This window comes from Streptomyces bambusae, from assembly GCF_020532645.1.
GTDB classification, from domain to species: domain Bacteria; phylum Actinomycetota; class Actinomycetes; order Streptomycetales; family Streptomycetaceae; genus Streptomyces; species Streptomyces bambusae.
Window position 1 is genome coordinate 1 of record NZ_JAJAUZ010000062.1, and the last position, 26665, is coordinate 26665.

A 26665-nucleotide genomic window follows, 5' to 3' on the forward strand; every position below is an offset into this window, starting at 1 on the left:
GGGGGGGGCCCCGGCGGGGGGGGCGCCGGGCGGGGCCCACCCCGGCGCCGGCGGAGGCCGTCGTGCGGTCCGGGGCCGCAGCCGAGTGCGCCGGCCCCGGACCGCGCCGTCAGCCGGTGCGGGTCGCGGCGGCGATCAGGTGGTCGACCACGTCCGTCACCCTGCCGTGCCGCCGGTGCGCGGCCCGCTGGAGGTCGGCACCGCCGCCCCCGGCCCGTACCCGCGCCCACAGCGTCCGTACGAGCTCCAGGTCGCCGTGGCGGTGCAGGGCGGGCCGGACCCAGGACAGCAGCCGCTCGATCTGCTCGGTCGCCGGGATCAGACGGCTGCCCGGCAGGTCGACCGCATGCCCGCGCAGTCCGTCGCGGGCCGCGCGCCAGCAGGCCGCCCGCAGCAGCTCCGGCCGTGGCCGGCCGGCCGGATCCCCCGCGTCGACCGCGGCGAGCGCGGTGGCGGCCATGGCCCTGACGAGCGCGGCCAGCAGCACCGTCCCGTCGGCGGTGGCGCAGGCGTCGGCGATCCGGAACTCCAGCGTCGGGACGTGGCTGGAGGGCCTGATGTCCCAGTACAGCCCGCCGCGGTCCATGACCGCCCCGGACTCGACGAGCGCGGCGACGAGTTCGTCGAAGTGCGCCGGGGATTCGACGTACGGCGGCGGACCGGCGACCGGCCAACGGCTCAGCGCCATCGTGCGCCAGCCGGCGTACCCGGTGTCCCGGCCCTGCCAGTACGGGGAGTTGGCGGTCAGCGCAATGAGCGCCGGCAGCCACGGCCGGAGGTGGTTGGCGACGGAAAGTGCCCGCGCGACATCCGGGATGCCGATGTGGACGTGGCAGGCGCAGACGGTCTGCTCGTCGTCCAGCGCGCGGAACGTCGCGAAGCTGCGTGCGTACCGGGGTCCGGGCGTCAGGGGCGGGGGAGTGGCCTGGCCGAGCACGGGGGTGCCGGTGGAGACGATGCAGTGGCCCTGGCGGCCCGCGGCCGCCGCGACCGCGGCCCGCAGGGAACGGACCTCCTCGCCCAGGTCCGCCATCGTGCGGTGCGGTCGGGTCCGCACCTCGACCTGATAGCAGGTCAGCTCCACCCCGACCCGGTCGCCCAGCCCGTGCGCGGCGGCATCCGCGACGACCTTCGGCGCCTGCGGGCTGACCTGGCGGGTGACCGGATCGACGAGGAGGTACTCCTCCTCCACGCCCACCGTCAGCACCGCCGACCCGCCCTCGGTCCCGGAACCCCCGTGCACGGCCATGTGTAGAGCCCGTCCCCCGCCACGGCAGGACCTCCGGCTTCCCTGTCCACCCCGCCATGCTGACACGCACCCGCCCGCACCCGCAGCAGCGCGAAACAGCCAACCTGCACGACGGGCCCCGGTCCGGGTCCCGTTGGGCGCGGCGGACCGGCAGGCACGTGACTACGCCGAGGACGAACTGCGGCAGGTGCTGCCCGTGCAGCTGCGCGAGCCGAACGGCGGCTGCCGCGTCGGCCAGGGGGTCCGGCCTGTCGTGGACGGCCGGCGATGCGTGAGCCCTCAGTTGTCGAACCAGACGACGAGACGGACGTACTCCGGGCCGTGAACGTCGGAGAGTGCCTTCATCGTCGCCCAGACCGGGGACCACTCGCCGCCCTCCTGGACGGCTTCCCGGCGGGTCATGCGCCCCACCCGCATGAGCACGTCCCCCTCCGTCCATTCGTCGCCCTCGGACCGCCCGGCGAGGTCCCTGAGGGCCTTCCCCGACTGGTACCAGCCGTGCTCGGGGCTGTGCCGGTACGTCCGGACCCGGTTGTCGGGGGTGAGGGCGTGCTCGTCCCAGTCGACGGCGGCCAGTTCCTCCCAGCCGATCCAGGACGCGCTGTGGTGGAGGTCGGGGAAGCTCTCGTAATCGCGCCGGACCTCCTCGGAGACGTCGGCCGGGAGTCCGCGTGCTTCGGCGAGGGGCCGGAAGCCGGCGTAGTTGCGGACACCGAACAGGCAGCCGAAGGCGTCGTAGTTCCGCCCGCCGTACAGCAGGATCAGATCGATGGCGGCATGCCAGCTCGAATCCTCCTCGTCGAGGTTGCCGTACGTGCTGCGGCACTCGATGTACCCGTGTATGTCCGCTCCCATGACGACGGATTCTCTCGGCCCGAGGGCACTGCGCCAAAGGAATTTCCCGCCCGGCCGTGCCTCCGCGCGTCGCTGTCGCCGAGTCGGCGGCTGCCGGCGGAGGCTCAGTGGTATGGACAACCCGTTGCAGGACCCCCAGTTCCACCAGGACCCCTACCCCGTGTACGAGCGGCTGCGTGCGGCTTCGCCCGTGCAGTGGGTGCCGACCGGCTCCGCGGGGCACGGCAGTTACCTCGTGACGGGCTACGCCGAGGCGCGGGAGGCGTTCGCCTCGGCGAGCCTCTCCAAGGACGCCGGGCGCTTCTTCGCGGGCCGGGCCTCGCAGCGCAACCTGCACCCGCTGGTCTCGCAGAACATGCTGGCCAGCGACCCGCCGCAGCACACACGGCTGCGCAGGGCCGTGGGCCCCGCCTTCACGCCGGGGCGCGCCGCACGCCTGGGGCCGTTCATCGGCAAGATCGTCGACGGCATCCTCGCCGGCTGGGAAGCCGGCCGGCAGGTCGACCTGGTGGCGGCACTCGCCGTTCCGCTTCCCGTCGCCGTGATCTGCGAACTCCTGGGCGTGCCCGAAGGCGACCGCGACCTGGTCGCGCAGTGGTCGGACGAGCTGTTCGCAGCCGGCCGGCCGGATCGCATCGACGCCGCGTCCCACGCCCTCGCCGGCTACATGACCGAGCTGGTCGCGGCCAAGCGGGCCGCACCGGACCAGGCCCTCCTCTCCGACCTCCTCTCCGACCTCGTCGCCGGCGGCGACGACGGCCGGCTCACCGGGGACGAGGTCGTCTCCCTCGCGATACTCCTGCTCGTCGCCGGGCACGAGACCACGACCAACCTCATCGGCAACGCCCTCCTCGCGCTGCTGGAGAACCCCGGAGCGGCAGCCCGGCTGCGGGCGGCCCCGGACCTCGTCCCGAGCGCGCTCGACGAGCTGCTCCGCTTCGACCCTCCCGTCGGGATCGCGACCTTCCGCTACAGCACGGAACCGTTCACCCTGGGCGGCACCGACATCCCCGCGGGCGTGCCGGTCCTCATCGCGCCCGGGGCGGCGAACCGGGACCCGGCCGCGTTCCCCGGCCCCGACCGCCTCGACCTGGCCCGGGAGGCCGCGCCCCACCTGGCCTTCGGCCACGGCATCCACCGCTGCCTCGGCGCCCCGCTCGCCCGGACAGAGACGGAGATCGTCCTGCGGGCCCTGCTGCCCCGCTTCCCCGGCATGCAGCTCGCCCTTCCCGCGGACCGGCTCCGGTGGCGCCGGACCCGGCTGATGCGCGGCCTGGCGAGCTTGCCCGTCCGGTTGTGACGAGCGGTCCCGAACCGGTCGGGGCCCACCCCATCCCTTCGTATGGGAGTTCGGTTAGGCTTGCCTTGCCTGGCGTGTGGTCGTACAGGCTTGGGTTCCGGGGCCGCAAGCGGCGACCCGGGGGACGGAACGGGCAGGGGCGGGGTGCAGGTGAGAGACGACGACCGGGCTTGCGCCCGCCGGGGCGGGACGGCCGCGCAGGTGACATGTGTCCGGGGCGCCGCTCCCGAGCCCACGGCGAGGCCTCGTGGATAAGATCGCGCTCACGGCCGGAGCCCTGTACGCCATCGTCCTGCTCCGGGCCGGAGGGACGTTCGCCGTCGGGTGGCTCGCCGGTGCCGGAGCCCGGCGCAGCCGGTTCGGCGGACGGATCTCCTCGGAGAAGTTCCAGCGCGCCGAGCGGGCCATCCAGCGCTGGGGTGCGCCGGTGGTGGCCGTCTCCTTCCTGACCGTCGGCTTCCAGACCGCCGCGAACTTCCTCGCGGGCAGCATGCGCATGCCGCTGTCCCGCTACCTTCCCGCCCTCTTCGTCGGCGGAGCGGCCTGGGCCCTGATCTACGCGACCGCGGGCCTCGGCGTGCTCGGCGTGCTGAGCAGTCTCTTCGCCGAGCGGCCGGCCCTCGGAGCGTCCGCCGTGGCCGCCCTCGTCCTCGCGGCGATCGGAGCGGCGGCCTACCGCAGGAGAAGGGCGGCCCCGGCCTCCGGCGACCCGGTGGCCGAGGAGTCGTGACGCCGCGGCCGGTCGCCGCGTAAACCGTTGGTACACCGGACCGGCACTGCCTACGCTGCGCCCCATGGCTCACTGCAAGACGTCGTACGTGTGTCTCCCCTGTCGTGCTTCGTACAAGCAGCCCTACGACAGGGCCCGGCGGCGGCTGTGCCCGCGGTGCGCCGAGCCGATGATCCACGCCGGTTCGGCGTTCGCCACTCCCCGGCGCGGCGACAAGGCTGCCTGGCGCACCCTGACCGTGCTGCTCAACGCCGGCGTCGGCTTCCACAAGTCCTGCTGCGGCGGCCCCGGATTCCGCCCCCGCACCGTCCGCGAAGTCCGCGAGCGTCTGACGTACGCCGAGCGCAGCGGTGAGCCGGCGTCGAAGGCCCTCGTCCGCTACGAGGTGCCGTAACGACACCCGGACCGGCCGCGGAGCCGCGGGGGGCGGATCTCGGCTGCCGAGTTCGGAGCGCTCGACGCCGTCGATCAGCTGGTCGTAGGTCGTCCGCGTCAGCGCGCGGGCGGCCGGCTGCGCACGGTCGGCAGTCACATGACGCGGCGGCTCGTAGCCCCAGTCATCGGCCTCGGCCAGGAGTTCCTCGCCGAACACGATGCCCACCGGCAACGCCGAGCGCCTCAGCAGGAAGTCCAGCAGGTGCCAGGTCTGGTGCGGGGCTTATGGAGCGGCTCCGACAGCAGGTCCGGCAGGCGGCCCAGGCCTGCTCCAGGAACGCCGGCCAGTGCTCGCCGTGGGCGGTGACGGCTGCGTGGACCGCGTCGATGGCAGCCTGGAGCGGGTCGGGGTGGGCGGCGCGGAAGAGGGCGGGGAGCGCCATGTGCGGCTGGGAGTAGCGGAGGGGACGGGGCGGGGCGGACCGTTCTGCGGTGTGCAGGGCCGCGTAGGCGGCCGCCGGGCCGACGAACAGGTCCGCGGCCGTGGGCGCGTTGCCTTCGAACGGCGGGCGCGGCGGGGGTACCGCTTCGCCGACGTCCCGGTCCGGGACGCGCGGGTCGGCTTCGAGGACCCGCCAGGCGCGTCCCTCGTCGTCCAGGGGCGGCGGCAGCGGGCGCCCGTGGGCGAGTGCGGTGAGGCCCGCCGCGATCCAGTCGATGCCGGCGAGCCCGGCCGCTTCGCAGGCGCGGTGTGCGGCCATGACGGCCACGGCGCGCTGGACGTCCGGTCCGGCGTCGTCCAGGGCGTGGACGAGTTCCGGATCGAACTCGAGCAGCCCGCTCACGTTTCCGCCCACGCGGCGCAGGGCCGGGCTCGGCAGCCGGCCGCCCCATTCCCACCGCTCGTGGGCGAGTTCCCGCTCCCGCTCGGCCTCCTCGCGGGCGAGGGCGTCGAGACGCTCGGCTTCGGCTCGTTCGGCAGGCGTGGGTGGCGGCGGGAGCCGGACGGCCCAGTCGTGCCAGTACGCGGAGACCTCCGCGGTGTGCCGCAGCAGGGCGTCGGGGGCGGGCGGGGCCGGCCAGAACTGCAGCAGGTAGGAGTCGAGCGGTGGGTCGCCCTCGTGGCGCGTGTCCGCCCGGTTCCCTTCGTCCATGCCCCGCGCGCTGTAGCGCACGCGGTAGTCCGTCACCGCGAGCCCCAGCTCCCAGGACGCGCCGCCCCACTCGAACAGGCCGCAGCCCTCGGCGGCGGGGCGGAAGGACACCTCCACCACGTCTTCCCACCCGGCATCGAGGGGCGGCGCCTGGTCGTGGACCTCGACCGTGAACCCGACGCTCCCCGTGTGCATGCCGGTCAGCAACAGGAGAGCGCCGGGCCCGGCCGCCCCGCACAGGCCCGTGCGCTGCCCCGCGAAGGCCCCCGAGAAGTCCACCCCCGGCGTGCCCACGTCGCTCTCCACGCAGATCTGGCCGTAGTGGACGTCCACCTCGCCCGCCACCGGCGTCCGTAACAGCGCCACCCTTCCCCCTCTCACCCACCTGGGCCCGGCCGCCGCCAGGGCCGCGTACCCACAACCTAGGCGGCACCACTGACAACGCCCCCGTGCCCACCCGACCGCCGCCACCTGCCCGACGTACCCGCCGTGCCGCACCCCGTGCCCGGCCCTACGGTGGCCTCATGAGCGACCCGGTGCAGAACAAGGCCACGGCCCTGGCCTTCTACGACCTGATGTTCAACCAGTGCCGGCCTGCAGAGGCCATCGAGCGGTACGCCGGCGCCACGTACATCCAGCACAACCCGCACGTCGGCGACGGCAAGCAGGCGTTCATCGAGTACTTCGAGCGCATGGCCGCCGAGTACCCCGGCAAACGCGTTACGTACAAGCGCGCCGTCGCCGAGGGCGACCACGTCGTCCTGCACTGCCACCAGGTCTGGCCCGAGGAGGAGTACGCCGGCATCGACATCTTCCGTTTCGACGCCGACGGCAGGATCGTCGAGCACTGGGACGTACTCCAGGTCATTCCGCCGACCTCGAAGAACGACAACACGATGTTCTGAAGGAGTGTCCGTCGCGGGCGGGCGGGCGGGCGGGCAGGCAGGCAGGCAGGCGGCGTCGGCGAGGGCGAGGGAGGAACAACCCGTACAGGCCCCTGACATCCCGTCACCACCCGCATAGCGTGGGCGCGGGGGAGCCCGGGGGAGCCCGGGGGAGCCCGGGGGACGCGGACACACCCACGCCTCGAAGGGCGGTCCACACTCATGGCACCCAAGCCCTCCATCGTTCTGGTCCACGGCTTCTGGGGCGGTGCCGCCCGCTGGGCGAACGTCATCGTCGAGCTCGACAAGCGCGGATTCACCGACCTGCACGCGGTGGAGAACCCGCTGACCTCGCTCGCCGACGACGCCGAGCGCACCCGCAAGATGGTCCGGCAGGCCGACGGCCCGGTCCTGCTCGTCGGCCACTCCTACGGCGGCGCCAAAGTGATCGTCTACGGCCGATGCAGGCGGTTTGAAGACCACGCGTGGACTGCGTTCCCGTTCGCACCGTGCGCACGGGAAGTGCGGCTGCGCCACGCCTCGCACAGGGACCCCGCTTCCAGGCCGGGCGCCCGAGCGGCCCTGCGGAGCCGGTTCCGATGCCCCCGCCGCGCCCATGCCCCCGCGCCCCCGATGTCCGGATCGCTCACATCGTCGGCCGGTCGCCCCCTGTTACGCCTTCGCCTGCGCGGGACAATCGTCGTATGCCCCTCTCGGACATCGCACTCCCCGTCGCCGTCGGCGCCGTCCTGTCCCTTGTGCCCCTGGCGGGCCCCGCACCCGCCGCGGACGCTTCCACAGCTGCCTGCAAGGGCGCCCGGACCTGCTACGTCGACGTGTCGGTCGCCCAGATCTGGGAGAGCCCCGACAAGGTGCGCCCCGTGGACGCCAAGGCGCTCACCAACCCCGTCGACATCCGCGGCTGGTTCGCCGCCATGGCCCACGACCTCGACCTGCGCCGTGGTGTGCCGGGCGAGACGCAGGCCCTGTACGGCGGCCGGGTCACCGTGGTCGAGACGACGACCAGGAACGGGGTGCTCTGGGACAAGGTCCTCGTCCACGGCCAGCCCACCCCCAGGGACGCGGGCGGCTACCCCGGCTGGGTGCCCGACCGGCTGCTGACGAAGCACCGCAAGAAGGACCCGTACGGCACCACCCCGGAGCGCATCACCAGCGCGACGGCCTGGGGGCACCCCACTCCGGAGTCCCTGGCGGCGGGCGCGCCGGCCGAGGGGGCGACCGAGTACTCGTACAACACGGAGTTCGCCGTGAAGCCGGTCCCGGGCGAGCCGTCGCTCGTGGAGGCGCGTGCGAACGACGGCAGCCCGATCTACTTCGAGCGCGACGACTTCGAGGAAGTCCCCTCCTCCGGCGTGACCGGTGCGGACGTCGTCGCCGAGGCCCGCAAGTTCACCGGCCTCGACTACCTGTGGTCCGGCACGGCCGGCTTCGGCTACGACTGCTCCGGCCTCACCAGCCAGGTGTACTCCGCCCTCGGCATCACCATCCCGCGCGACAGCCAGCCGCAGTACGACGCCGGCGGCGGCAGGGCACCCGCCGGATCGGCCGAGGGCGAGCGGATCACCTCGACGGCCGACCTCCGCCCCGGCGACATCGTGGCCTTCGGCGCCGGCACCTCCAACGTCACCCACGTGGGCATCTACGTCGGCAGGAACGCCCAGGGCGAACCCATGATGATCAACTCCCCCCGGACGGGCGAGAAGGTCCGCGAGGAACCCCTGTCGAACCGCCCGTTCGTCGGCGCCACCCGCTTCCTGTGAAACCGGGCCGCTCCGAAACCGGCTTCGTGCGGAGGCCCCCGATGGCCGATGCTTGGCCCTCATGAGCAGAATGGCGCAGGTCCTGGTGCTGGCGAGGTACGAGGACGAGGTGATGGAGCCGCTGACCCGGCCCGATGAGAACCGCACCTGGCACGGAGTCTTCCGGCAGATCCCCGACTGGTTCGTGGGCGGCTGGTACCTGGAGTTCGGGAAGTGGAACGGCCGGCGGGGCGTCCTCGCGGACCTCGAGGCGTTGCCGTGGAACCAGCCCGAGTGCGTCCAGGTGCTCCTGCACGACGAGGACGACGACTGCTTCGCGCTGTGGATGTTCCACGAGGGCCGTCTCACCGAGGTCCCGCTCGCCCGTGTCCAGCGGGTCTTCGGCCACCCCCCGGACGACGAGCCCGACCCCGGCTGCCTCGAACGCACCGACACCCCGTACTACGACCCCTCCCGGCACCGCCCCGAGTACGCCCAGGACCCCCGCCTGACCTGGTGATGCGGGATCAGCCGCCGTGCCGGAAGCCCCTGCCCGTGCGGTCGAGGGGGTCGGGGGCCAGGCCGAGGAAGCGGCTGCGGAGCCCGTCCCAGGCCGTGAGGCGGGTGAAGTCGGGGGTGTCGAGGATGTCCTGGCGGTCGGTGAGGAACGGGTTGGGCAGCAGGACCGTCATCATCTGCTCGTCGCGTCCGTTGAACAGCCGGGCGCCCCAGCTGACGGGGGCGCCGTCGGAGCCGAGGCTGCGGTACAGCTCCGCCCGTGCACAGCGGCGGATGCGGCCGAGTTCGGGCCCGGAAGCGGTGTGCTCGCCGATGCACAGGTGGAAGTGCCAGGCCCCGAAGTCGACCGTGACATAACCGTCGTTCATCGTGATGGCGGTGGGCGCGCCCGGGGCGCCGACCTCCCAGGCGGCTCCCTCGATGATCGGACCGAAGTGGATGTGCCGCCAGTGGTCGGTGAAGACCGTGGTGACGAGGTCGAGGAGGGTGGCCTCGTCGACCGGCAGGGGCCAGACGTGCTGGGTGCCGCCGCCGGGTGCTTCGACGACGGCCGGCTCGGTGGTGGTTGTCATGCGGTCTTCTCCTTGAGGTTGAGGACGCAGTCGCCGCAGGTGCCCGCTCCCGGCACCCGGTAGTACAGGCAGCAGCTGCGGCGCTGGTAGGCGAGCGGCCCGGGAGCGGTGGCGCGGTAGGTGCCGGCATCCGCCAGCGGCGGCCGGTCCAGCAGCGCGCGGACGAGGGGTACGACCGGGTACGGCGCGTCCGGCGCCCGGGTGAGCAGGACGCGGTGGGCCCCGATCAGCGCCGAGGCCGCGTTGCCGCGCAGCGTGTGCGGGGACACGCCGGAGACGCTGCGTACGGCGTCGGCCCACGGGGCCAGGTTCCGGACGGCGACCGTGTGGTGCAGGGCCGTGGACGGGTCCGGTTCCGGGCCCGCCTCCCGTACGTCGGGCAGCCACAGGTCGAGGGGGCCGGCGGCCGGCTGCCGCCACCACAGCCGGCCCGGGCCCAGGTCGGGGACCCGGCCGGTGAACGCGGCACAGGCCAGGGCGATCGACCAGAGCCGGGAGGCGGTGCCCAGGTGCAGGGTGGACGCCGCCACCCGGAGCCCGCCGGTGCCCAGCCGCGCCGAGACGGCCCGTACGCAGTCCTCCAGCGCGCCCGTGTCGGTGTACAGGTCGGTCAGCGGCCGGAAACCCGCCCCGGGGCCTTCGGCCGGGGAGGTTCCCCCGCCCTCGGGGCGGGGGCCGGTGGCCACCGCGAAGTAGGGGCCGATCGCGGAGATCCGCGCCAGGGCGGCGGGGGTCAGGGCCGCGGTCACCACGTCCGCACCGTTCGGGTCAGCTCGTGGAAGCTCCGTGCGGGGACGGCCCGCCCGTCCGGCCCGGTGAGGGTGAACCGGTCCGCTCCCTCCCAGCTCACCCGGACACCGGCCGCACCGGGTGGTCCCGCGGCGGCCAGTCCCTCCCGGGCGAGGGCGCGTTCGAGGAGCGGGAGCACCTCGGCGGGCGCGTCCACCGCCACCTCGGCGCGTGCCGTACGGCGCAGCCCGAACGTGCCGGAAGCCGCGTCGAAGGCGAGGTGATCGGCGTCGAAGGCGGCGGCGACGGCTCCGCTGCTGATCAGGTCCTCGGGCGCCCCGGCATGGACGCGGGAGCCGCGGTCGAGGAGCCAGACCGCATCTGCCACCCGCAGGGCCAGCTCCAGGTCGTGGGTGCTGACCACGACGGTCAGCCCCTTGTCGCGGGCGAGGTCGCGCAGCAGGACGGTCAGCGCCACCCGCGAGGGAACGTCGAGGAAGGCGGTCGGTTCGTCGAGGAGGATCACCTCGGGTTCCTGGGCGAGGGCGCGCGCGGTCAGGACGCGCTGGCGCTCGCCGTCGGAGAGCTCGGCGGCCGGCCGGTCCGCCAGGTGCCCCGCCCCCACCGCCGCCAGTGACCAGGCGACGGCGGCATCGTCCGCGGCCGTGAGCCGGCCGGTGAACCCGGTGTGCGGGTGCCTGCCGAGCCCGGCCAGTTCCCGCACGGACAGCAGTCCGGGATCCACCCGGTCGGTCAGGACGACCGCCAGCCGCCGGGCAAGCGCGGTCGGCGACGTCTGCGCCAGATCGGCGCCGCCCAGGTGGATCCGGCCGTCGAGCGGCGGCAGGAGCCCGCACAGGGTGCGCAGCAGCGTGGACTTGCCGGCGCCGTTGGGGCCGAGCAGCACGGTCAGCTCGCCGGCGCACGCCTGGAGGTCGAGCCCCGACAGGACGGCCCGCCGCCCTGCCTGCCGCCGGCGCGGCGACCTGCTGCGGTAGCCGACGGCGAGTCCCCGGGTGGTGAGCCCGCCGGGACGGTCCGGTCCGCCGCCCGGGCCGGTGCCCGTGGCGGGTGCGGTCATGGTGTCGGTCACGAGGAAACCCCTTGTACGCCGCGACGGCTGCGGACCAGGAAGGCGATGACGACGGGCGCGCCGAACAGCGAGGTGACGGCGTTGAGCGGCAGCACAGAATCCGTGCCGGGCGGCTGGCTCAGCAGCGCGCACGCCAGCGCGAGGAACGCGCCCGCGAGCATCGAGGCGGGGATCAGCGCCCGGTGGTCGGACGTTCCCAGCGCCACCCGGGTCAGGTGCGGGACGGCCAGGCCCAGGAAGGCGACCGGTCCGCAGAACGCGGTCGCCGCGCCCGCCAGCAGCGAGGTGCCGAACAGCACGAGGTCCCGGCTGCGCCGCACGTTCAGGCCCACGGTGCGGGCGTAGTCCTCGCCGAGCAGCAGGGCGTTGAGACGTTTGGCCGCCAGCAGGGCGGTCAGCAGGCCGAAGCCGATGACGGGCAGCATCACGTGGAGGTCGGGCCAGGTCGTGGCGCCGAAGCTGCCCAGGCCCCACACGACGAACTGCTGGGCGCGTTCGGGACGGGCGTAGACGAGCAGCACGCCGACCACGGCGGTGGCCGCCGAGCCGATCATGACGCCGATGACGAGCAGGGTGACGGCCGACCGCACCCAGCGCGAGAGCAGCAGGACGAGGGCCAGTACGGCGGCGGCACCCGACGAGGCGGCCAGGACGACACCGACGCGCCCCAGCCCGGCCAGGCCCCCGGTGAAGCTGCCGGCGACGCCGCCGGTGCCGACCACCACGGCGGCGACTCCCATGCTTGCACCCGAGCTCACCCCGAGGGAGAACGGGTCGGCCAGCGCGTTGCGGAACAGGGTCTGCATCTGCACGCCCGCCACCGCGAGCGCGGCGCCGACGGCGGTGGCGGTCAGTGCCCGCGGCAGCCTGACCTGCTCGACGATCACCGCCCAGCGCGGGTCGTCGGCGGTGCCGCCGCCCAGGATCCGCACCACCTCCGCGACCGGCACCGGGTGGGAGCCGGTCGCGATGGTGAGGACGAACAGCGCGGCGGTGCCGGCCGCGAGGGCCAGGACGACGGCCGTACGCCGCCGCCCCGCCCGTGGCGTCCGCGGTGCGTCCGGCGCCGCGGCGGGAGCGGTTGCCGTGTGCGCCGTCACGCCTTGGGCACCTGCGTGTAGAAGGTGAAGGAGTGGCCCTCGGCCTGCTCCGGGTGCAGCAGCGCGAACAGGTCGGCGAGGACCAGGTCGGGGCGCAGCACCCCGCGCTCGAAGTAGTCGTTGCCGCCGCCGGGGCCGAGCGCCTTCGTGTTCGTCCAGACCGCACCGCCGGAGAGGGCCTTCAACTCCGCGTACCGGTCGTCGGCCTTCACCGCGTCGGCGGTCGTCTTCCACTGCTGGTCGGCGATCCAGACCGGGGCCGCCCCGCCCTTGGCGTACACGGCCTCGAAGTTCAGCTGCACGTTGCCGGTGCCCGCCTCGCCGGCCCACGGGTAGGTGCCGCCGGCGTCCTTGATGAGCCGGGCGGCGTAGCTGCCGCCGGCCGGCATGTACCAGGTGCCCTGGTACATCGTGCCGGGCAGCACCTCGACGGGCTTGCCCCGCTCGACCGCCTGCGCGCCCTTCTCGGCGACCTTCCGGTAGTCGCGCTCGACGGTGTCGAAGACCTCGCCGGCCCGCTTCTCCGCTCCGGTGAGGGCGGCCATCGCCTTGACCCACTCGGCGCGTCCGAGCGGACTGGCCTCCAGCCACTCGGCGTTGGCGACCACGGCGATGCCGGCCGCGCGCAGCTTGGGGTACTGGGGGTCGTCGGTGCCCTGGGTCATCAGCACGTCCGGCTTCGCGCCGATGACCGTCTCGGCGCTGAGGGTCCGGTCCTTGGCGTACTCGGTGACCTTGCCCGCCTTCACCCGGTCGAGGACCTGGGCGGAGGAGATGTTCGCACTGCTCGCCACGCCGGTCAGGACGTCCAGGGTGCCGGTCTCGGTCAGGAGCGGCAGATGCGTGGTGGACGCGGAGTACAGGCTTTTGACGGGCACGGTGACCTGCTGCGCGGTCGCCAGCTCACCGCTCAGCTTCGGCTTCGGCGCACCGCACTTGACCAGCACGTACGACTCGGGTTTGCCCTTGGGGAAGGGCTCTTTGACGGTCAGGACCTGGTAGCTCTTCTCGTACCGGAGCGTGAAGTTCTCGGCGTGCTGCACTGTCGATTTGACCGGGAAGTAGTCCTTGGCCGGGTCGAAGTCCTCGATGCAGCCCTCCCCGGCGGCCCGGGCTCTGGTCTCGGGGGCCGTGCCTGAGCCGCCGCCGCACGCGGTGAGCGCGAGGGCGGTGGCGAGGAAGGCCGCTGCGGCGGCCTGACGGCGGCCGGGCATGACGGATCGTACGGACAAGGTGACTCCTGGTGGCATGCGTGGGCAGCGCGCGACCGCGGGGCGGCGCGCGTGATGCGGCGTACGGGAGGGAACCGCCGGGGGAGGAGGCCGTCAGAACTTCGGGGAACCGGCGCGGGCATCAGCCCGGGCGGGTCGCCGTCCAAGGACCCAGGGCAGCGCGAAACCGCCACCACACATGTGCAGGCACACGAGTGCCACCGCCTCTCCTGGGGAAATCCGCCCCGTACATCGAGGTGCGACGGCGTGAGTCTCCTGACTCGGGATCACAGCTTCTCCGGCCTTCCCGTCCCCGTATGGGGCGGTGGCCATGGGCGGAGTCGCTCCCCCTACACAGTGGCGGTACCGTGCCGGAATCTCACCGGCTTCCTCGTTCCGCCGTCGCTTGTCGCCCGAAGCATCGCAGAACCGGCGACGCTCACGCCAGCCCCGCAACTGTGCAGTCAGCCACAGAAGCTGACCTGCAGTCACCGTCGCACGGGCGCGGCCGGGGCGGGGTGGCGCCGATGCGGCAGCCGGCACCGCCCCGCTGTCGGAAGGGCACCGCCCCGCCGTCCTACGACCAGGAGGCCGTGATCAGGGCGCGTTCGGAGGCCGCGAGGTGGACGGACGAGGCGAGCCAGGCGTGGGCGTAGCGGTCGGTGGAGGTGTCCGTCAGGCGGCCGAAGGCGTCGCGGGTACGGCAGTCCGCCTCGGCCGCCAGGGCGTCCGCCAGGTCGGCGGCGGTGCCGAACCCGGCACGGCGCAGCAGGTCGGGGCGGCTGACCGGCTCGCCGCCGCGGGCGGCCTCGGCCACCGCGCGGCGCCCGCCGGCCACCCCGGTCTCCAGCAGCCGCCGCACCCGCCAGAGCGGGGAGTCGGCGAGCAGGTCCGGGCCGGGATCGACCGCCCGAGGCACGGGACCGGGCGTGCCGGCGGGGAGGTGTTCGCCCTGGATGCGGTCGTAGCCCAGGTCGACCCGGCCGAGCCACTCCGCGGGAAGCCGCAGCGTGTCCGCCGCCCCGGGGACCGGTCCGACGGACACGGCGCGCAGCGTGGCGGCCCGGTCGAGGTCGGGCCGGCCGATCACCCGAAGGCGGAGCCCGGGGCAGCCCGCGAGGCGGCGGAGGTTGGCCACGTACGGCAGTTCGGGGTGCGGATGAGCGGGCACGAGCCGCAGGAACGGCGCGCCGTCCCGGACCGTGCCGTCCGGCGACAGCTCGCGCACCAGGAGGTGGTCGCCCGCGGCGCCCGTCACCTCCACGTCGCAGCCGAGCAGCCCGGACCGGCCGTCGGCGGCCGCGTCGGCCTGCCGGGCGGTGACGGCCTCGGCCGCGGGCCGGGCGAACAGTGCGGCGGCGGGCTCCTCCGTCCACGGGATCCCGCGCAGCGGGGTGGCCTTGACCCCGCGTCCGGCCCCGAGACGGCCGTCGGCCGAGACCGTGGCGCCCACGACCAGCAGGCCGCCGCGCGCCAGTCCGGCGTGGTCGAGCACCGCGCCGCCGATCGCCACCGAGGCCGAACCGGCGCCCCGGGCACGGGCCAGACCGCCCGGTTTGACGTCGGAGACGGACAGGGGCAACCCGTCGGGCGTGAGCAGGTGCGTGACGACCCCGCCGTATCCGGTCGCGGAAAGCACCGGCTCGCGGCACAGGCCGTACGCCCGCAGGCTGCCGCCCGGCCGGTAGGCACGCCGGGTGCCGCCGGACAGGTCCGGGTCGGCGGTACCGGCGGCCAGGACGGCGCTGATCCGCAGGAGTTCGCGGAAGGCGGCGGTGAGGTCGGACAGCCGCTGCGTCGAGCTGCGGTCGCGGGCGGCGCGCAGGCCGCGCACCAGACGCAGGGCGGCGGCCTCGGCACGCGGCAGCCCGGCCACCCGGGCGCTGTGCGCGGCGCGGAGGAGTTCCGCCTGGACGACGGCGCCGGACGCGGACACTCCGCCGGCGAGGGCGGTGGCGGCCGCCTGCCAGAGCGCACCGGCGGCGGTGCGCTGGGCGTCGGTGAGCGGTTCCGGAGTGCCGGTGAGGGATTCCTCGGCGTCGCCGTGTGTGGCGGGGCGTGCCTCTGCGGCCGCACCTGCGTGGGCCGCGCCGGCGTCCGGGCCGACCGGGGCCGACTCCGCGGCCGGCTCCTCCTGGAACGGGTCCTCGGCCCCGGCTGCCGGGAGGTCGGCGATCGGGGCGGCGCCGAGGACCGCGGCCCGGTGCAGGCAGCGCGGGGCGAGGAGGCAGCCGCACACCGCCTGGTCGGCGGCGGTGACCGCCCCCGAAGCGGCGGGGCGCAGCGTCACCACGGTGTCCTCGCCGAAACGGACCGCGAAGGAACCGTCCGGCGCGGACACCGCGGACCCGGCGCAGTCGGCGATCGCCGCGTCCAGCTTCTTGCGCAGCCGGCCGGTCAGGCCCTCGACGGCCTCCGCGAGGACGGCCGGGGCGACCGGAGGGAGGGTGACGGTCGGTTCGGGGGTCAACGGGCCTCTCCACGGAGACGGTCGCCCACCCAGCGGGCGAGGGCGAGCGGGCTGAGCGCCGCCACCGGCATGCCGGCGGCGACGAGTTGGCGGGCGACGGGCACCGAGTAGCGGGGCGCGCCGGAGTCGTCGAGGGCCGCACAGCCGAGCAGGTGGGCGCCGGACGCGGCCAGCGCCCGCACCTCGCCCAGCAGGCCGCCCATCGGGTACCCCTCCTCGAAGTCGCTGACCACGACGACGAGGGTGCGGCTCGGGACGGTGATCAGGGAACGGGCGTGCGCGAGGCCCGCCGCGATGTGCGTACCGCCGCCGACGCGTACCTCCAGCAGCAGGGACAGCGGGTCGTCGACCCGGTCGGTGAGGTCCACCACGTCGGTGGAGAAGGCGAGGAAGTGCGTGGACAGGGCGGGCACTCCGCCCAGCACGGCCGCGGTCAGCGCGGACCAGACGACCGACGCCTCCATCGAGCCGGAGACGTCGACCACCAGGATCAGCCGCCAGTCGGCCTCCTTGCGCACCCGGGTGCTGAACACCGGGCGTTCGGGCACGACCTGCACCCGGCCGTCCGCCGTCCGACGGGTGTGCGCCAGGTTGGCGCGCAGGGTACGGGCGAGGTCGAGGCGGCCGCCCGGGCGGCGGGTCGGACGCGGGGTCGTGAGCCCGGACAGGGCCGGGCGCGTCCGGGTGGCCAGCTCCCGGGCGAGTTCCTCCACCAGCCGCTTGACCAGTGGCCGCAGACGGGCCAGCTGGTGCTCGGGCATGCCGCCTGCCAGTGACAGCACGGAGGTCAGCAGCTCCACGGACGGGCGGACGGAGGACGGGTCGAGCTGGGTCAGCACATCGGTGCGGCCCGCGTCGGCCGCGGCGGCCAGCACCTCCTCACGGACGTCGGCGCCGAACAGGGCCTCCAGCTCCCCGGCCCACTCCCGGGCCGTGGGGAACGACGCCTGCTGCCCGCCGCCCGCGCCCGGCACCCCGCCCCGGTCCAGGTCCGCGGCGCCCTCGCCGCGCCCCGCGCCGTACAGCTCGTCGAGCGCACGGGCGTGCCGGCGGGCCGCGTCGGGCAGGCGGTCGTGCTCGCGGCCGAGCAGCAGCCGCCAGCGGTCGGAGGTGGCGATGCGGTGGGGCGGGGTCGTACCGGTCTCCCGGGGCGCGCTGCCGTCGGATGCCGCCGGCACGGGGCGGGGGCCGGATGCGGGCGCGGGTGAAGGAGCGGGCAGGGCCTTGAGCGCGGCCGCGCCGGCGGCGTCGGCCGCCGCCCAGAGGGCGAGCAGCGCGGGCGGCGCCGCCAGGGACAGGTCCGGGCGCTCGCCCAGCCGTCCCGCGACGGTGTCGAGGAGACGGCCGCGGGCGGCCGGTGCCAGGACGTCGAACCCGCCGCGCAGGGCGGGCAGGCGGTCCAGGAACTCCTGGTCGCCGAGGGTCTCGATCCGGTCCAGCAGCGGGTCGAGGGCGGCCGACGACGCCTGCAGCAGCGGTCCGGTGGCGGTGAGCAGCCCTGCGAGCCGACGGGTCAGCCGACGGCGCCCGTCGGCATCGGCGGCGGCGTCGATCCACCCCGCCGCCCGGCCGCCCAGGTCCGCCGTCGAGTCCAGCCCGAGCAGCGCCCGTACGGCCAGGGCCGCGCCCTGCATCACCGGGGAGGCGGTGCCGGCGAGTTCGGCGAGCGCCCCGTCCAGCCGGAGACCGAGGTGACGGTCGGCGGCCCGGTCGGCGAGCGCCACCAGCGCGGCGGCATCCGCGGGGTCCTCGCTGCCCGCCAGCCCCGGGAGGGTGCGGACGGCGGCTTCGAGCAGCTCGGCGGCGAGCGCGGCCGCCGCGGTGCGGCCCTCGTCCGTCGCGCCGGGCAGATGGCCGCGGTGGAGGGCGTCCAGCAGGTCGAGCGCCTCCAGGAGTTCGGGCAGGGTCGCCGACGCGGGCAGGGTGACGGCCGCCTCCGCGAGCCGTACGCCGACCAGGTCGGGCAGCTCGCAGCGGGCGGCGGCGGCCAGTCCCGCGAGGATCTGCGCACAGGTGGGGCCGCCCTCGGCCGCCTCGCGGCGGGCGGCGGCCCGCAGCGTGCCGGCACAGGCCTGGGCCACGGTGACGCCACGGACACCGGCCAGGTCGAGCCGGGCCTGGACGGAAGGCGTCCACTTCAGCCGCCACTTGGTGCCCAGCGCAGTGCCGTCACCCGTGCCCGCCACCTTGACGGGGTCGCCGTACGAGGCACCGCAGACGAGCAGCCGCTGCAGCAGCACCTCGCGGCGGCCGTCGAGCGGCGAGCGCAGCGGTTCGAGGCGGACCTCGCGGAAGTCGGGGTCGTCGGGGCCGGGCAGCCGCAGCGCGGCCAGCTCCCGCTCCACGGACGGCCCGAGCCCCGAGCGGGGGGTGCCGGGGGAGAGGCGGCCGCGGCCGGTGCCGACGAACGCGGCGTCCAGCGCCCGGGCCAGCGCCCGCCCCCGGCCGAGGAGTTCACCCTGGCCCAGCACGGTGGTGACCGCCTCCAGCAGCTCGCCGCGCCCCGGCGCCGGCAGACCGCGCAGCCGCGCCAGGTCCCCGGCCAGCCGCAGCGTCTCGGCGGCCTCCCCCGTGCCCGCCGGATGCCCGGCACCGCGCAGCTCGCGGCACACGTCGGTCACGGCCCGCGATGCGGCGCCGTACAGCCGCTCCGGATCCCCGCCCGCACGGAACACGGCCTGCTGCCAGAGGGGGTCGCGGATGCCGGCGGGGTAGCCGGAACGGGAGTCGAGCAGGTCGAAGGAGTACGGGACGAGCGAGGTCACGAGGTCGCCGTCCCGGCCGGGCCGGCCGGCGGCGGGGCGGCCGGAGTCCGGCCGGTCCCCGGTCCGGGGGCGGGGTGCCGGGCCTGGTGTGGCCGCGGGGGAGGGCCCGTCGAGGGGACCGGGGGCTGACGTGACCGCTTCCGGCCCCGTTTCACCACCCGCGGTGGCAGGCTCGGACTCCGGGCCCGCTGCGGCCGGTTCCGGCTGGGACTCCGCGCCCGATGCGGCCGACACCGGCCCGGACCGAGGGCCCGGCGCGACCGGCTGTGGGTCGCGGCCCGGTTCCGGTCGGCCGGCGGGGCCCGGCGCGGTCTCCTGTGCGGGGGCGACCGCGGCGGCGTGCGCTCGCGCGGCACCGGGGGAGCCCGTCACCTGTCCGGGGTGGACGACGGGGGTGCCGGCCGCCGGGGTGAGGAGGGCCGGGGCGTGGAAGGCGCCGATGACCGCCGCCACCGTACGGCCCGTCGCCGCGGCAGCGTGGATCACGCGGCGCATGTGTGCCTCGCGCGCCAGGTCCGTGGCGGGGACGCCACCGGCGGCCGCGGCGTCGCTGCGCAGCGCCCAGCCGACGCCGAGGGCCGCCCGGCGCACGGCCTCGGGCGTGCAGCCGGGCGCCATGACCTCCACGGCCCGGTCCCACATGTCCTCGCCCGCACGCCCGGTACCGGCGGCGGCGAGCGCGTCCGCGAAGGACCGCCCGGCGGCCGTCACCGGGGCGGGGGCGGGGTGGCCGGTCGCCTCCGGGTGCACCGACTCCGCGGACCCGCCCCCGGCGGTCCAGCCCGCGTCGTCCAGCGGCAGGTCGCAGCAGAGCACCTCGGCGCCGTTGTCGCGGGCCCAGCGGATCGCCGCCAGCTCGGGCGAGAAGTCCGCGAAGGGGTAGAAGGCGAGGCGGCCGTCGGTACCGGCGCCCGCCAGGGCCACCGGAGCCGTGGTCTCGGGGTCGGCCAGGTGCGTGAGCCAGTCCTGGAAGTCGGCGGGCAGCTCCACGCAGACCACGTCGGCGCCGGAGGCGTCCAGCAGGGCGGGGATCACCGCGGCCAGCGCCGGGCTGTGGTGGCGGACCCCGAGCAGGAAGGGCTGCCCGGACGCGGCCAGCGCGTCCACGACGGCCCGGGGACCGTCCGGCACGACGGCAGCCTCGATCGGGCCCGCGATCGGGCCGGTCCCGGCGGCCGATGCAGCTGCCGGGGCGTTCATCGCGTCGGGCGCTGCCGCGCCCGGCGTCGGGGGATGCGTACGGGAGGCCGTCATCGCAGGTTCCCCCGGAGGTCCCACAGACGGCGCCACATCGCGGAGCCGTCCTCGGCGCGGCGGCGGACCGGGCCGTCCCAGTAGCCGAGCATGCGCTCGTGGTCGGCGGGGTCGTCCTTGCGGACCACGCCGAGCAGGTGTCCCGGCAGCAGGTCGAGGACGTCGCCGCCGGGCAGGTACGCGGCTGCGACCCCGAGGGAGGCCGCCACCTGGACCGCCTCCGCCGTCGACATGACGGTGCCGGGGCGCTCCACGTCCCAGCCCTCGGCGGAACGGCCGGTCCGCAGGTCGCGGAACACGGTCACGAGGGCGTCCAGCACCGCATCGTCCACGGCGAACCCGGCACCCGCCCGCTGTACGGCGGCCACGGCCTGGCGGCGGATCAGGTCGGCCTCGGCGTCGGCGTCGGCGATCGGCTGCACGGTCTCGAAGTTGAACCGGCGCTTGAGGGCCGCGGACATCTCCGACACCCCGCGGTCGCGCAGGTTGGCGGTGGCGATGACGGTGAAGCCGGGGGCCGCGCTGACCACCGCGTCCTCGGTGGCGGTCAGCTCGGGCACGGTGACCCGGCGCTCGGACAGGATCGACACCAGGGCGTCCTGCACTTCCGGCAGGCAGCGGGTGATCTCCTCGATACGGGCGACCCGGCCGGTGCGCATGGCGGTGAGGACCGGGGAATCGACCAGCGCGTCCGGGGTGGGCCCCTGGGCGAGCAGCCGGGCGTAGTTCCAGCCGTACCGGAAGGCGTCCTCGGTGGTGCCCGCGGTGCCCTGGACGGTGAGGGCGCTCGTGCCGCAGACGGCGGCCGACAGGAGTTCGGAGAGCATGGACTTGGCGGTGCCGGGGTCGCCGACGAGGAGCAGGCCGCGTTCGCCGGCGAGGGTCACGACACAGCGTTCGACGAGGGCGCGCTCGCCGACGAACTTGGGCGCGATCACCAGCTTCGCGGGCAGGCCGGCGCGACGGCGGGGGAGGGCGAGTTCCTCGCCGCCGCTGCCGCAGACGAAGGTCACGACGGCGCGGGGCGTCAGGGCCCAGCCGGGCGGGCGGGGGCCGGTGTCCTGGGCGGCGAGAAAGGCGAGTTCTGCCGCGTACCGCTCTTCTGCGGGCAGCACCTGGCGGGCGGGGCGGTCGGCGGGGGCGGTCTGTTCGGGCAGGTCCGGGAGGCCGGGCTGGTCGGTGACGGTCATCGTGCGTTTGTCCTTCGGTCGTGGTGTGTGGGTGTGGGCCGGGTCCTGCCCGGCCGGGTCGCCCCGGAACTCCGCCCCGGACCCCGCTCCTCAATCGCCGGAGGGGCTGGAATTCCCGCCCGGCGGGCAGCCGGTGCCCTGGGCGAGCTCAGCCTCGCCAGGGGGCACCTCCCAGCCCTCTGGGGCCGGGGATGTTTGAGGCGCGGGTCCGGGCGGAGCCAGGGAGCCGGCACAGCCGGCCTGCCTTGGGGCTCCGCCCCGGACCCCGCTCCTCAAACGCCGGAGAGGCTGGATGTTCCCCCGGTGGGCAGCCGACCCGCCAGGGGGAGTTGCCCTCGGTGGGTGCCGGCCCGCCAGGGTGGAGTCACCCCCGGTGGGCGGGGACCCGCCAGGGTGGAGTTGCCCCCCCGCGGGCAGCCGACCGGGAGAGCGGAGTCGCCTCCCCGGCCGCCGGGCGCGGCCCGCCGGGCCAAGGTCAGCGGCGCCTCGGGCGGCGGCGGACCTTCAGTTCCGCGAAGCGCGGGACGTCGCCTTCGCGGAGCCGCTGCCAGGCCTTGCGGTACAGGTCGGCCACCGGCTCCGCCGGCACCAGCACGTCCAGGCTCGCGGCCCGGCCGGAGAGCAGCCCGTACAGGGGAGCCTTCCACTCCTCCACCGGCAGTGTCGGCGAGGAGACCTCGACCCAGCCGCCCGGCAGGAACAGGCTCCGGCCGGCCCGGGTCCGGCTCGCCTCCACCACCAGGTCGGTGGCGGCGAGTTCGGCGCGTGCCGCCTTCAGCCGGGCGGGCTTCCAGCCCGTCCACCGCGCGGTGTTGCGGTCGGTGGGGTCGCACATCGCGAGCAGCATCAGGTACAGCGCGGCGGCGTCCGCACCCAGGCCGTACGTGTCCGAAGCCTCGGCCACGAGGTCCGGCACCGAGCGCGTCGGATCCTGCGGCCACCAGGTGCCCTGTGCGTCCCGCTCGCCCGCCGCGGGCGCTCCCGGGTCGGCGAGCAGTGCGGCGAAGCGGGCGTCGCCCACGAGCCGCAGCGCGACCTCCACGGGGAAGGGCTGCTGCCCGGACGCCCGCAGCAGCGGCAGGTACGGGTCACCGCCGGCGGAGTCCAGCAGGTGCGGCCGGACGGCCGGCAGCGGACGGTCGTCCGCCGTCGCCATGACCAGGGCCCCGTACTCCTCGAAGGTCTCGGTCGTGCGCGTCGGGGCACCCGCGGCCTTGCGGAACTCCTTGAGCCCCGTGTACCAGCCCACGCTCAGAATCAGCTCCGGGGCGGCGAGCCTGGTACGGATCTCGGTGAGGGCCGGGGGCAGCAGGGAACGCAGCGGATCGCCGGCCGGCAGACGGTGGGCCAGCCACGCGATCATCGCGACCGCGCCGGTCAGGACGTCCGCCGAGAAGGCGTCGCCCGCGGCGCCCTCCCGGGGCACCACGCGGTCGCTCTTCACGTGCCACGGCACATCGGTGCTCAGCGCGCGCGAGGACGCCGGGTCGAGGACCGCGGACAGGGCGCGCAGAGCGCCCCACTGCCCCCTCACCGCCTTGTGCGCCTCGGTGGCCAGCCACTGGGGAACGGCGACGCGGCGGCCGACCCGCCGGTTCCACTCCGCGGCGGCGGCGGACACGTCGGGCCCGTCCGTCCACAGCAGGGCCGGGTCCTCGGGCAGCAGAGCGCCGACCACGGCCTGGCGCACCTCGCCGGGCACACGGCAGATGTCGTCCTTGGCCACGGCCGCGTCCGCGACCTTGACGCCCAGGACGGTCCGCTGCTCCGCGGTGAGGAAGCTCCGCTCCCAGGCGTCGACGCCGGGCAGCCCGGCGAGCAGCAGCCGCGCGAGGGCCTCGGACACGCCGGTGAGGCGGGTGAACTCCTCGGCTGCCCCGGGCCACCAGGGCGCCGGGCCGCGCTCGGCGGCCTCCTTCAGGAAGCGGGTCAGCCAGTCGGCACCGCGCGCGGGGTCGCCCAGCGGCGAGGAGGTCCGGACGGTGTACGGCCCGGGCACGTCGAACCGGCCGTCCGGGTCGTGCTGGAGCATTCCGATCCGGAAGCCGTCGGGCGTCGAGGTGCATTCCTCGCCGGTGGTGAGGAACGCTCCCCCGCCGAGCGGGAGCACGCTGCGGTGGTGGGCGTTGTACGTGCTCCCGTCCGGACCGCGGAGGTCCTGCTGGGCCAGGTGCACCGTGGTGCGCCGCCAGCGGCCGGTCGCCGCGGCGGCCAGGCCCAGCCCGTCGGTCTCGGCCAGGACGGCCAGCAGGGCCTGCCGGTGCTCCTCGCCGCTGGTCGCCACGACCGCGCGGTAGGCGAGCGCGGCCGGGTGCTCCAGCAGACCCGCCCACTCATGGAGTCGGCCGCCGTACGACAGGCCGGGCATCTCGCAGTGCAGCCGGCCCGGCACGGCGGTCGCCCCGGTGTCGGCGACGGCGTCTGCGAAGGCGCGCAGGGCGCCCGAGACGGCGTACGTGTTCTCCGGGTGGCGTACGTAGCGGGGTCGTCCGGTCAGGCCGCACACCGCGTCGAACAGGACCACGTCGGAAGGGCCGTGCGGGGCCCGGCCCTCGGCCTCGGCGTCGGTCCCCGCCGCCAGGCGGTCGGCGATGGTCCGGAGCGTGGCGCGCTGGTCGAGGGCGTAGGCGAGCTCCTCGACGACGCCCCGGACCAGCTGCTCGGCGGTGACCTGCGGGAGCGCGGACCGCACCAGGGCGGTCAGCCGGTCCGTCACCCGCCGCGCGGTGCCGGTGCCGTTCGTGTCGTCGGTCCGGACCGGGACGAATGCGGCGGCGGAGGCGAACAGCGCGGACGCCGCCGCCGTGTCCACGGCGCGCAGGGCCAGGGAACCGGCCGTGTCACGGGGGCGCAGGGCGTACCAGTGCCCGGCGGGCGGGAGGTGGTGATGGTCGCCGCCGCGGCCGGAGCCGGGGTTGGCGGCTCCGGAGGTGGTGACCGCCCCGTCCGGATCGGTGATCCGGAACGTCTGCCAGCACAGCGACAGCGACCGCGGCCGGTCGTCGCCGGGGAAGGTGACCGCGGCGAGCGGGAGTTCGCCGCCCTTGGGCACGGTGACGGTGCGTCCGGCGGTGTCGCCCGCCCGCCAGCCGCCACCGGGCAGCGTGACCACCCGCCAGCCGAGCAGGCCGTCCACGGGCGCGCCGAGGACCGAGCCCTCGCAGCCGGCCGCGGGACGCAGCCAGCTGGAGTCCTGGCAGAGGGTGCTGCCCTCGGGCTGCCCGTGGAGCGCGTCGGCGAGGAACCCGGGCAGTGAGCGCCTGCCCTGGCTTCCGGTGGCCGGGTCGAACTCGACCCAGCCCGGGGGCCGCTCCTCTCCGCGCCAGGCCCAGTACGAGGTGCCGTCGGAGATGGTCGCCCGCTCCACCGGCAGCCGCGTGTCGCCCCGGTGGAGTACGCCCTCACCGGTGGCCAGCCCGCCGTCGGGGAGCGGCAGACCGTTCCCCGCGAGGCCGACGCGCCACGGCTGGCCGCCGTTGTCCAGGGTGAAGACGTCGTCCGGCGCCGTGTGCCAGTACCCCTGCGCGGGACCGCCACCGTGCCAGTGCCGCCAGGTCACCATGAGGGCGCCGTCCACGTACGCGAAGCCGGTCGAGCGGCGGTCGTCGCCGGGGATGCGCAGGTCGTGGACGAGGACCGTGGAGTCGGCGTCGATCACCCGGACCTGCCGGTTGTTGGCGACGATCAGGTGCGGCCATGCGGTGACCACGTTGAGGTCCCTGCCGAGACCCCGCGGGTCCAGCTCGGCGAGTGCCTCCTCCCAGGCCGGCCAGGTCAGTTCGGCGAGCAGGCCGCCGCGCAGGGTGCGGCCGAGCAGGGCGCCGAGGTCGGTGGCGGCCGCGGCGGCCACCTCCTCGGGGGCCAGGGCCAGCGCCTCGGCCGGCAGCCAGGTGAGCCGCGCCACGGCGTCGGGAAGCACCGGCAGGCCGACGTCGGCGACGCCCCGGGCCACCTTGCGCATCCACTCGGTGAGCATCGGCCGGCCGCCGGGCGAACCGGCCAGGAGCCGCACGGCATCCCGGTGCGGGTCGCAGTCCGACAAGCCGTCGGCCGCGATATGGAACGCGGACCGGAACCGCTCGTCGGCGGCGAGGGCCACCAGGTCGCGGCGCTCCTTGGTCCGGGCCCAGCCCTCCAGGTTGAGCACGCCGGGCGTGTTCTGGTCGGCGACCGGGATGCCCAGGGAGAGCAGCAGGTCGAGCAGGCCGACGTCCTGCAGGCCGATCTTGAGCCCGGATTCGCGCCCGGGTGCGGCGAGTTCGGTACGGAGCCGGTCAGCGGCGCGCTCCACCACGTCGAGCAGCAGCGGCAGGCCGGGGTGCCGGCTCCAGTGGTGATGGCGGGCCGCCACGAAGCGTTCGAGCCAGCCGGCGGTGCCGTCGGCGCAGCGCTCCTCGGGCGGGGCCGTCGGGGAGATCAGGCCGGCCGTGGCGCCCGCCTCGTCGAGGAGGTCCAGCCACAGGCGGGTGAGCTCCTCGTCGTGTCCGGCGTTCGGCGGCATGAGGGTCAGCAGGGTGCCGCGGACGGACGGCTCGCGTCGGCCCAGCGCGGCCAGCGCCGTCCGGTGGGCCTTCCACCAGCCCGCGCCGGCGCGCACGGTGGCGGGCAGCGGCAGCAGCTCGGCGAGGTGGTCCTGCTCCGCCACGGCGGGGTCCAGCCCGGCCGCGCGGGCCAGCCGGCGCAGGGCGGGGGCGACTTGCGAGGAGGGCACCATGCCGCCCGAGGTGCGACGCACGCACAGGCGCCGGAACCGCTCGTAGGCCTCGGCCGCGGGCAGCCGCGCCTCCAGCTCCTTGGCGTAGGAGACGAGCACGCGCACCGGCAGGGCGCCGGCGAGGGCGAACTCCAGGAAGACGGCGTCGAGCCGGTCCTGGTCCACGGTCAGGCCGTGCGTCGCCTCGGCCTTGCGGGCCCTGGTGAACAGCTGGGCCGCGAAGGCGGGGTTCTCCACGGTGAGGAAGATCCGCGCGGTCTCTTCGAGGAAGACCGGCAGGAAGTGCGGGACGGCGCCCGCGAGCCGGTCCGCCAGCTCCTGGCAGGCCTCCATGGCGGCCTTGGGCTTGGTCTTGGCCTGCCGGGTCACCCGGTCGAGCTCGGGGACGAGGGCGAGGGCGTGGTGGCCGTCCTCGGGGTGGTGGACGAGCACCCACTCGGGGAAGCCGAGCGCCTGGCGGCGGCCGAGGCCGACCACGGCGGGCTCGCCGTCCGGCACCAGGCCGAGGAAGCCGGCGGCGAGGTCCTCGGCGACGCCGAGTTCGGCGGCGGCCAGCCGTACGACGACGCGGTCGTCGGCGAGGGCGGGGTGGCGGTAGGCGCGCGCGGTGAGGCCGACGGCCTCGGGGCCGGCGTCCCGGGTGCCGTGCGGGAGCACCGCACCGGCCTTGAGCAGGAGTTCGGCTTCGCGGGCGGCGGGGGAGCCGGCGGTGTCGGTGGTCGTCATGGGTGCGTTCTTCTT

18 protein-coding genes, 1 pseudogene and 1 riboswitch are annotated in these 26665 nt (G+C 75.6%); of the genes and pseudogenes, 6 read left to right on the forward strand and 13 right to left on the reverse strand.

Annotated features, from left to right (window positions below; translation table 11 throughout):
- Nucleotides 1–109: 109 nt before the first annotated feature.
- Together LG634_RS30510 and LG634_RS30515 are read right to left on the reverse strand one after the other, a co-directional pair.
- Complete coding sequence (locus tag LG634_RS30510) at nt 110–1249, reverse strand: carboxylate-amine ligase (protein WP_226738514.1); 1140 nt, start codon at nt 1247–1249, stop codon at nt 110–112.
- Nucleotides 1250–1528: 279 nt separating this feature from the next.
- Nucleotides 1529–2104, reverse strand: a complete 576-nt coding sequence (locus LG634_RS30515; protein ID WP_226738517.1) for a hypothetical protein — start codon at nt 2102–2104, stop codon at nt 1529–1531.
- 112 nt (nt 2105–2216) lie between these two features.
- Here LG634_RS30515 and LG634_RS30520 point away from each other — a divergent pair, with 112 nt between their 5' ends.
- The 3 genes from LG634_RS30520 (at nt 2217) to LG634_RS30530 (ending at nt 4528) form a co-directional block, all read left to right on the forward strand.
- Nucleotides 2217–3404, forward strand: a complete 1188-nt coding sequence (locus LG634_RS30520; RefSeq protein ID WP_226738519.1) for a cytochrome P450 family protein — start codon at nt 2217–2219, stop codon at nt 3402–3404.
- 247 nt (nt 3405–3651) lie between these two features.
- The gene (locus tag LG634_RS30525; protein WP_226738521.1) at nt 3652–4134 is read left to right on the forward strand and encodes a DedA family protein; all 483 of its coding nucleotides are present in this window, start codon (nt 3652–3654) and stop codon (nt 4132–4134) included.
- 64 nt (nt 4135–4198) lie between these two features.
- Entirely contained in the window at nt 4199–4528 is a 330-nt protein-coding gene (locus LG634_RS30530; RefSeq protein ID WP_226738523.1) for a deoxyxylulose-5-phosphate synthase, read from the forward strand.
- Between the two features lie 108 nt (nt 4529–4636).
- Here the strand turns inward: LG634_RS30530 and LG634_RS38040 are convergent.
- Nucleotides 4637–4735: pseudogene (locus LG634_RS38040) on the reverse strand (DUF1877 domain-containing protein); the annotation flags it as partial.
- The gene (locus LG634_RS30540; RefSeq protein WP_226738525.1) at nt 4692–6029 is read right to left on the reverse strand and encodes a hypothetical protein; all 1338 of its coding nucleotides are present in this window, start codon (nt 6027–6029) and stop codon (nt 4692–4694) included. The gene LG634_RS30540 and the pseudogene LG634_RS38040, both read right to left, overlap by 44 nt.
- A gap of 158 nt (nt 6030–6187) precedes the next feature.
- Here LG634_RS30540 and LG634_RS30545 point away from each other — a divergent pair, with 158 nt between their 5' ends.
- The 3 genes from LG634_RS30545 to LG634_RS30555 all read left to right on the forward strand — a co-directional run bounded on the left by LG634_RS30545 (nt 6188) and on the right by LG634_RS30555 (nt 8827).
- Entirely contained in the window at nt 6188–6568 is a 381-nt protein-coding gene (locus LG634_RS30545) for a nuclear transport factor 2 family protein (protein WP_226738527.1), read from the forward strand.
- 683 nt (nt 6569–7251) lie between these two features.
- Nucleotides 7252–8328 (forward strand): C40 family peptidase, encoded by a 1077-nt coding sequence (locus tag LG634_RS30550; RefSeq protein ID WP_226738529.1) that lies wholly within the window; start codon nt 7252–7254, stop codon nt 8326–8328.
- Between the two features lie 61 nt (nt 8329–8389).
- Nucleotides 8390–8827, forward strand: coding sequence for a hypothetical protein (locus LG634_RS30555; RefSeq protein WP_226738531.1), 438 nt, complete (start codon nt 8390–8392; stop codon nt 8825–8827).
- Nucleotides 8828–8834: 7 nt separating this feature from the next.
- Here the strand turns inward: LG634_RS30555 and LG634_RS30560 are convergent, their stop codons facing one another.
- The 9 genes from LG634_RS30560 to LG634_RS30600 all read right to left on the reverse strand — a co-directional run bounded on the left by LG634_RS30560 (nt 8835) and on the right by LG634_RS30600 (nt 26650).
- The gene (locus LG634_RS30560; RefSeq protein WP_226738533.1) at nt 8835–9398 is read right to left on the reverse strand and encodes a DUF7676 family protein; all 564 of its coding nucleotides are present in this window, start codon (nt 9396–9398) and stop codon (nt 8835–8837) included.
- A complete protein-coding gene (locus tag LG634_RS30565; RefSeq protein WP_372482521.1) occupies nt 9395–10147 on the reverse strand; it encodes a (2Fe-2S)-binding protein in 753 nt (250 codons plus the stop codon). Before LG634_RS30565 ends, LG634_RS30560 begins: the two co-directional genes overlap by 4 nt.
- Nucleotides 10144–11220: an ABC transporter ATP-binding protein gene (locus tag LG634_RS30570; protein WP_226738537.1), complete on the reverse strand. Its 1077-nt coding sequence runs from the start codon at nt 11218–11220 to the stop codon at nt 10144–10146. The genes LG634_RS30565 and LG634_RS30570 overlap by 4 nt, the downstream gene beginning before the upstream one ends.
- Nucleotides 11217–12320, reverse strand: a complete 1104-nt coding sequence (locus tag LG634_RS30575) for a FecCD family ABC transporter permease (protein ID WP_226738538.1) — start codon at nt 12318–12320, stop codon at nt 11217–11219. Before LG634_RS30575 ends, LG634_RS30570 begins: the two co-directional genes overlap by 4 nt.
- Complete coding sequence (locus tag LG634_RS30580; protein WP_226738540.1) at nt 12317–13552, reverse strand: ABC transporter substrate-binding protein; 1236 nt, start codon at nt 13550–13552, stop codon at nt 12317–12319. The genes LG634_RS30575 and LG634_RS30580 overlap by 4 nt, the downstream gene beginning before the upstream one ends.
- A gap of 226 nt (nt 13553–13778) precedes the next feature.
- Nucleotides 13779–13964: riboswitch (cobalamin riboswitch) on the reverse strand.
- 144 nt (nt 13965–14108) lie between these two features.
- On the reverse strand, nt 14109–16001 hold the full coding sequence (locus LG634_RS30585; RefSeq protein ID WP_226738542.1) for a hypothetical protein: 1893 nt from the start codon (nt 15999–16001) through the stop codon (nt 14109–14111).
- Entirely contained in the window at nt 15998–20020 is a 4023-nt protein-coding gene (locus LG634_RS30590; protein ID WP_226738544.1) for a vWA domain-containing protein, read from the reverse strand. The genes LG634_RS30585 and LG634_RS30590 overlap by 4 nt, the downstream gene beginning before the upstream one ends.
- Nucleotides 20017–21210 carry an ATP-binding protein gene (locus tag LG634_RS30595; RefSeq protein WP_226738545.1) on the reverse strand — a complete coding sequence of 398 codons (1194 nt, stop codon included), beginning with the start codon at nt 21208–21210 and terminating at the stop codon, nt 20017–20019. Before LG634_RS30595 ends, LG634_RS30590 begins: the two co-directional genes overlap by 4 nt.
- A 475-nt stretch (nt 21211–21685) precedes the next feature.
- Nucleotides 21686–26650, reverse strand: a complete 4965-nt coding sequence (locus tag LG634_RS30600) for a DNA-binding protein (protein WP_226738568.1) — start codon at nt 26648–26650, stop codon at nt 21686–21688.
- Nucleotides 26651–26665 lie beyond the last annotated feature (15 nt).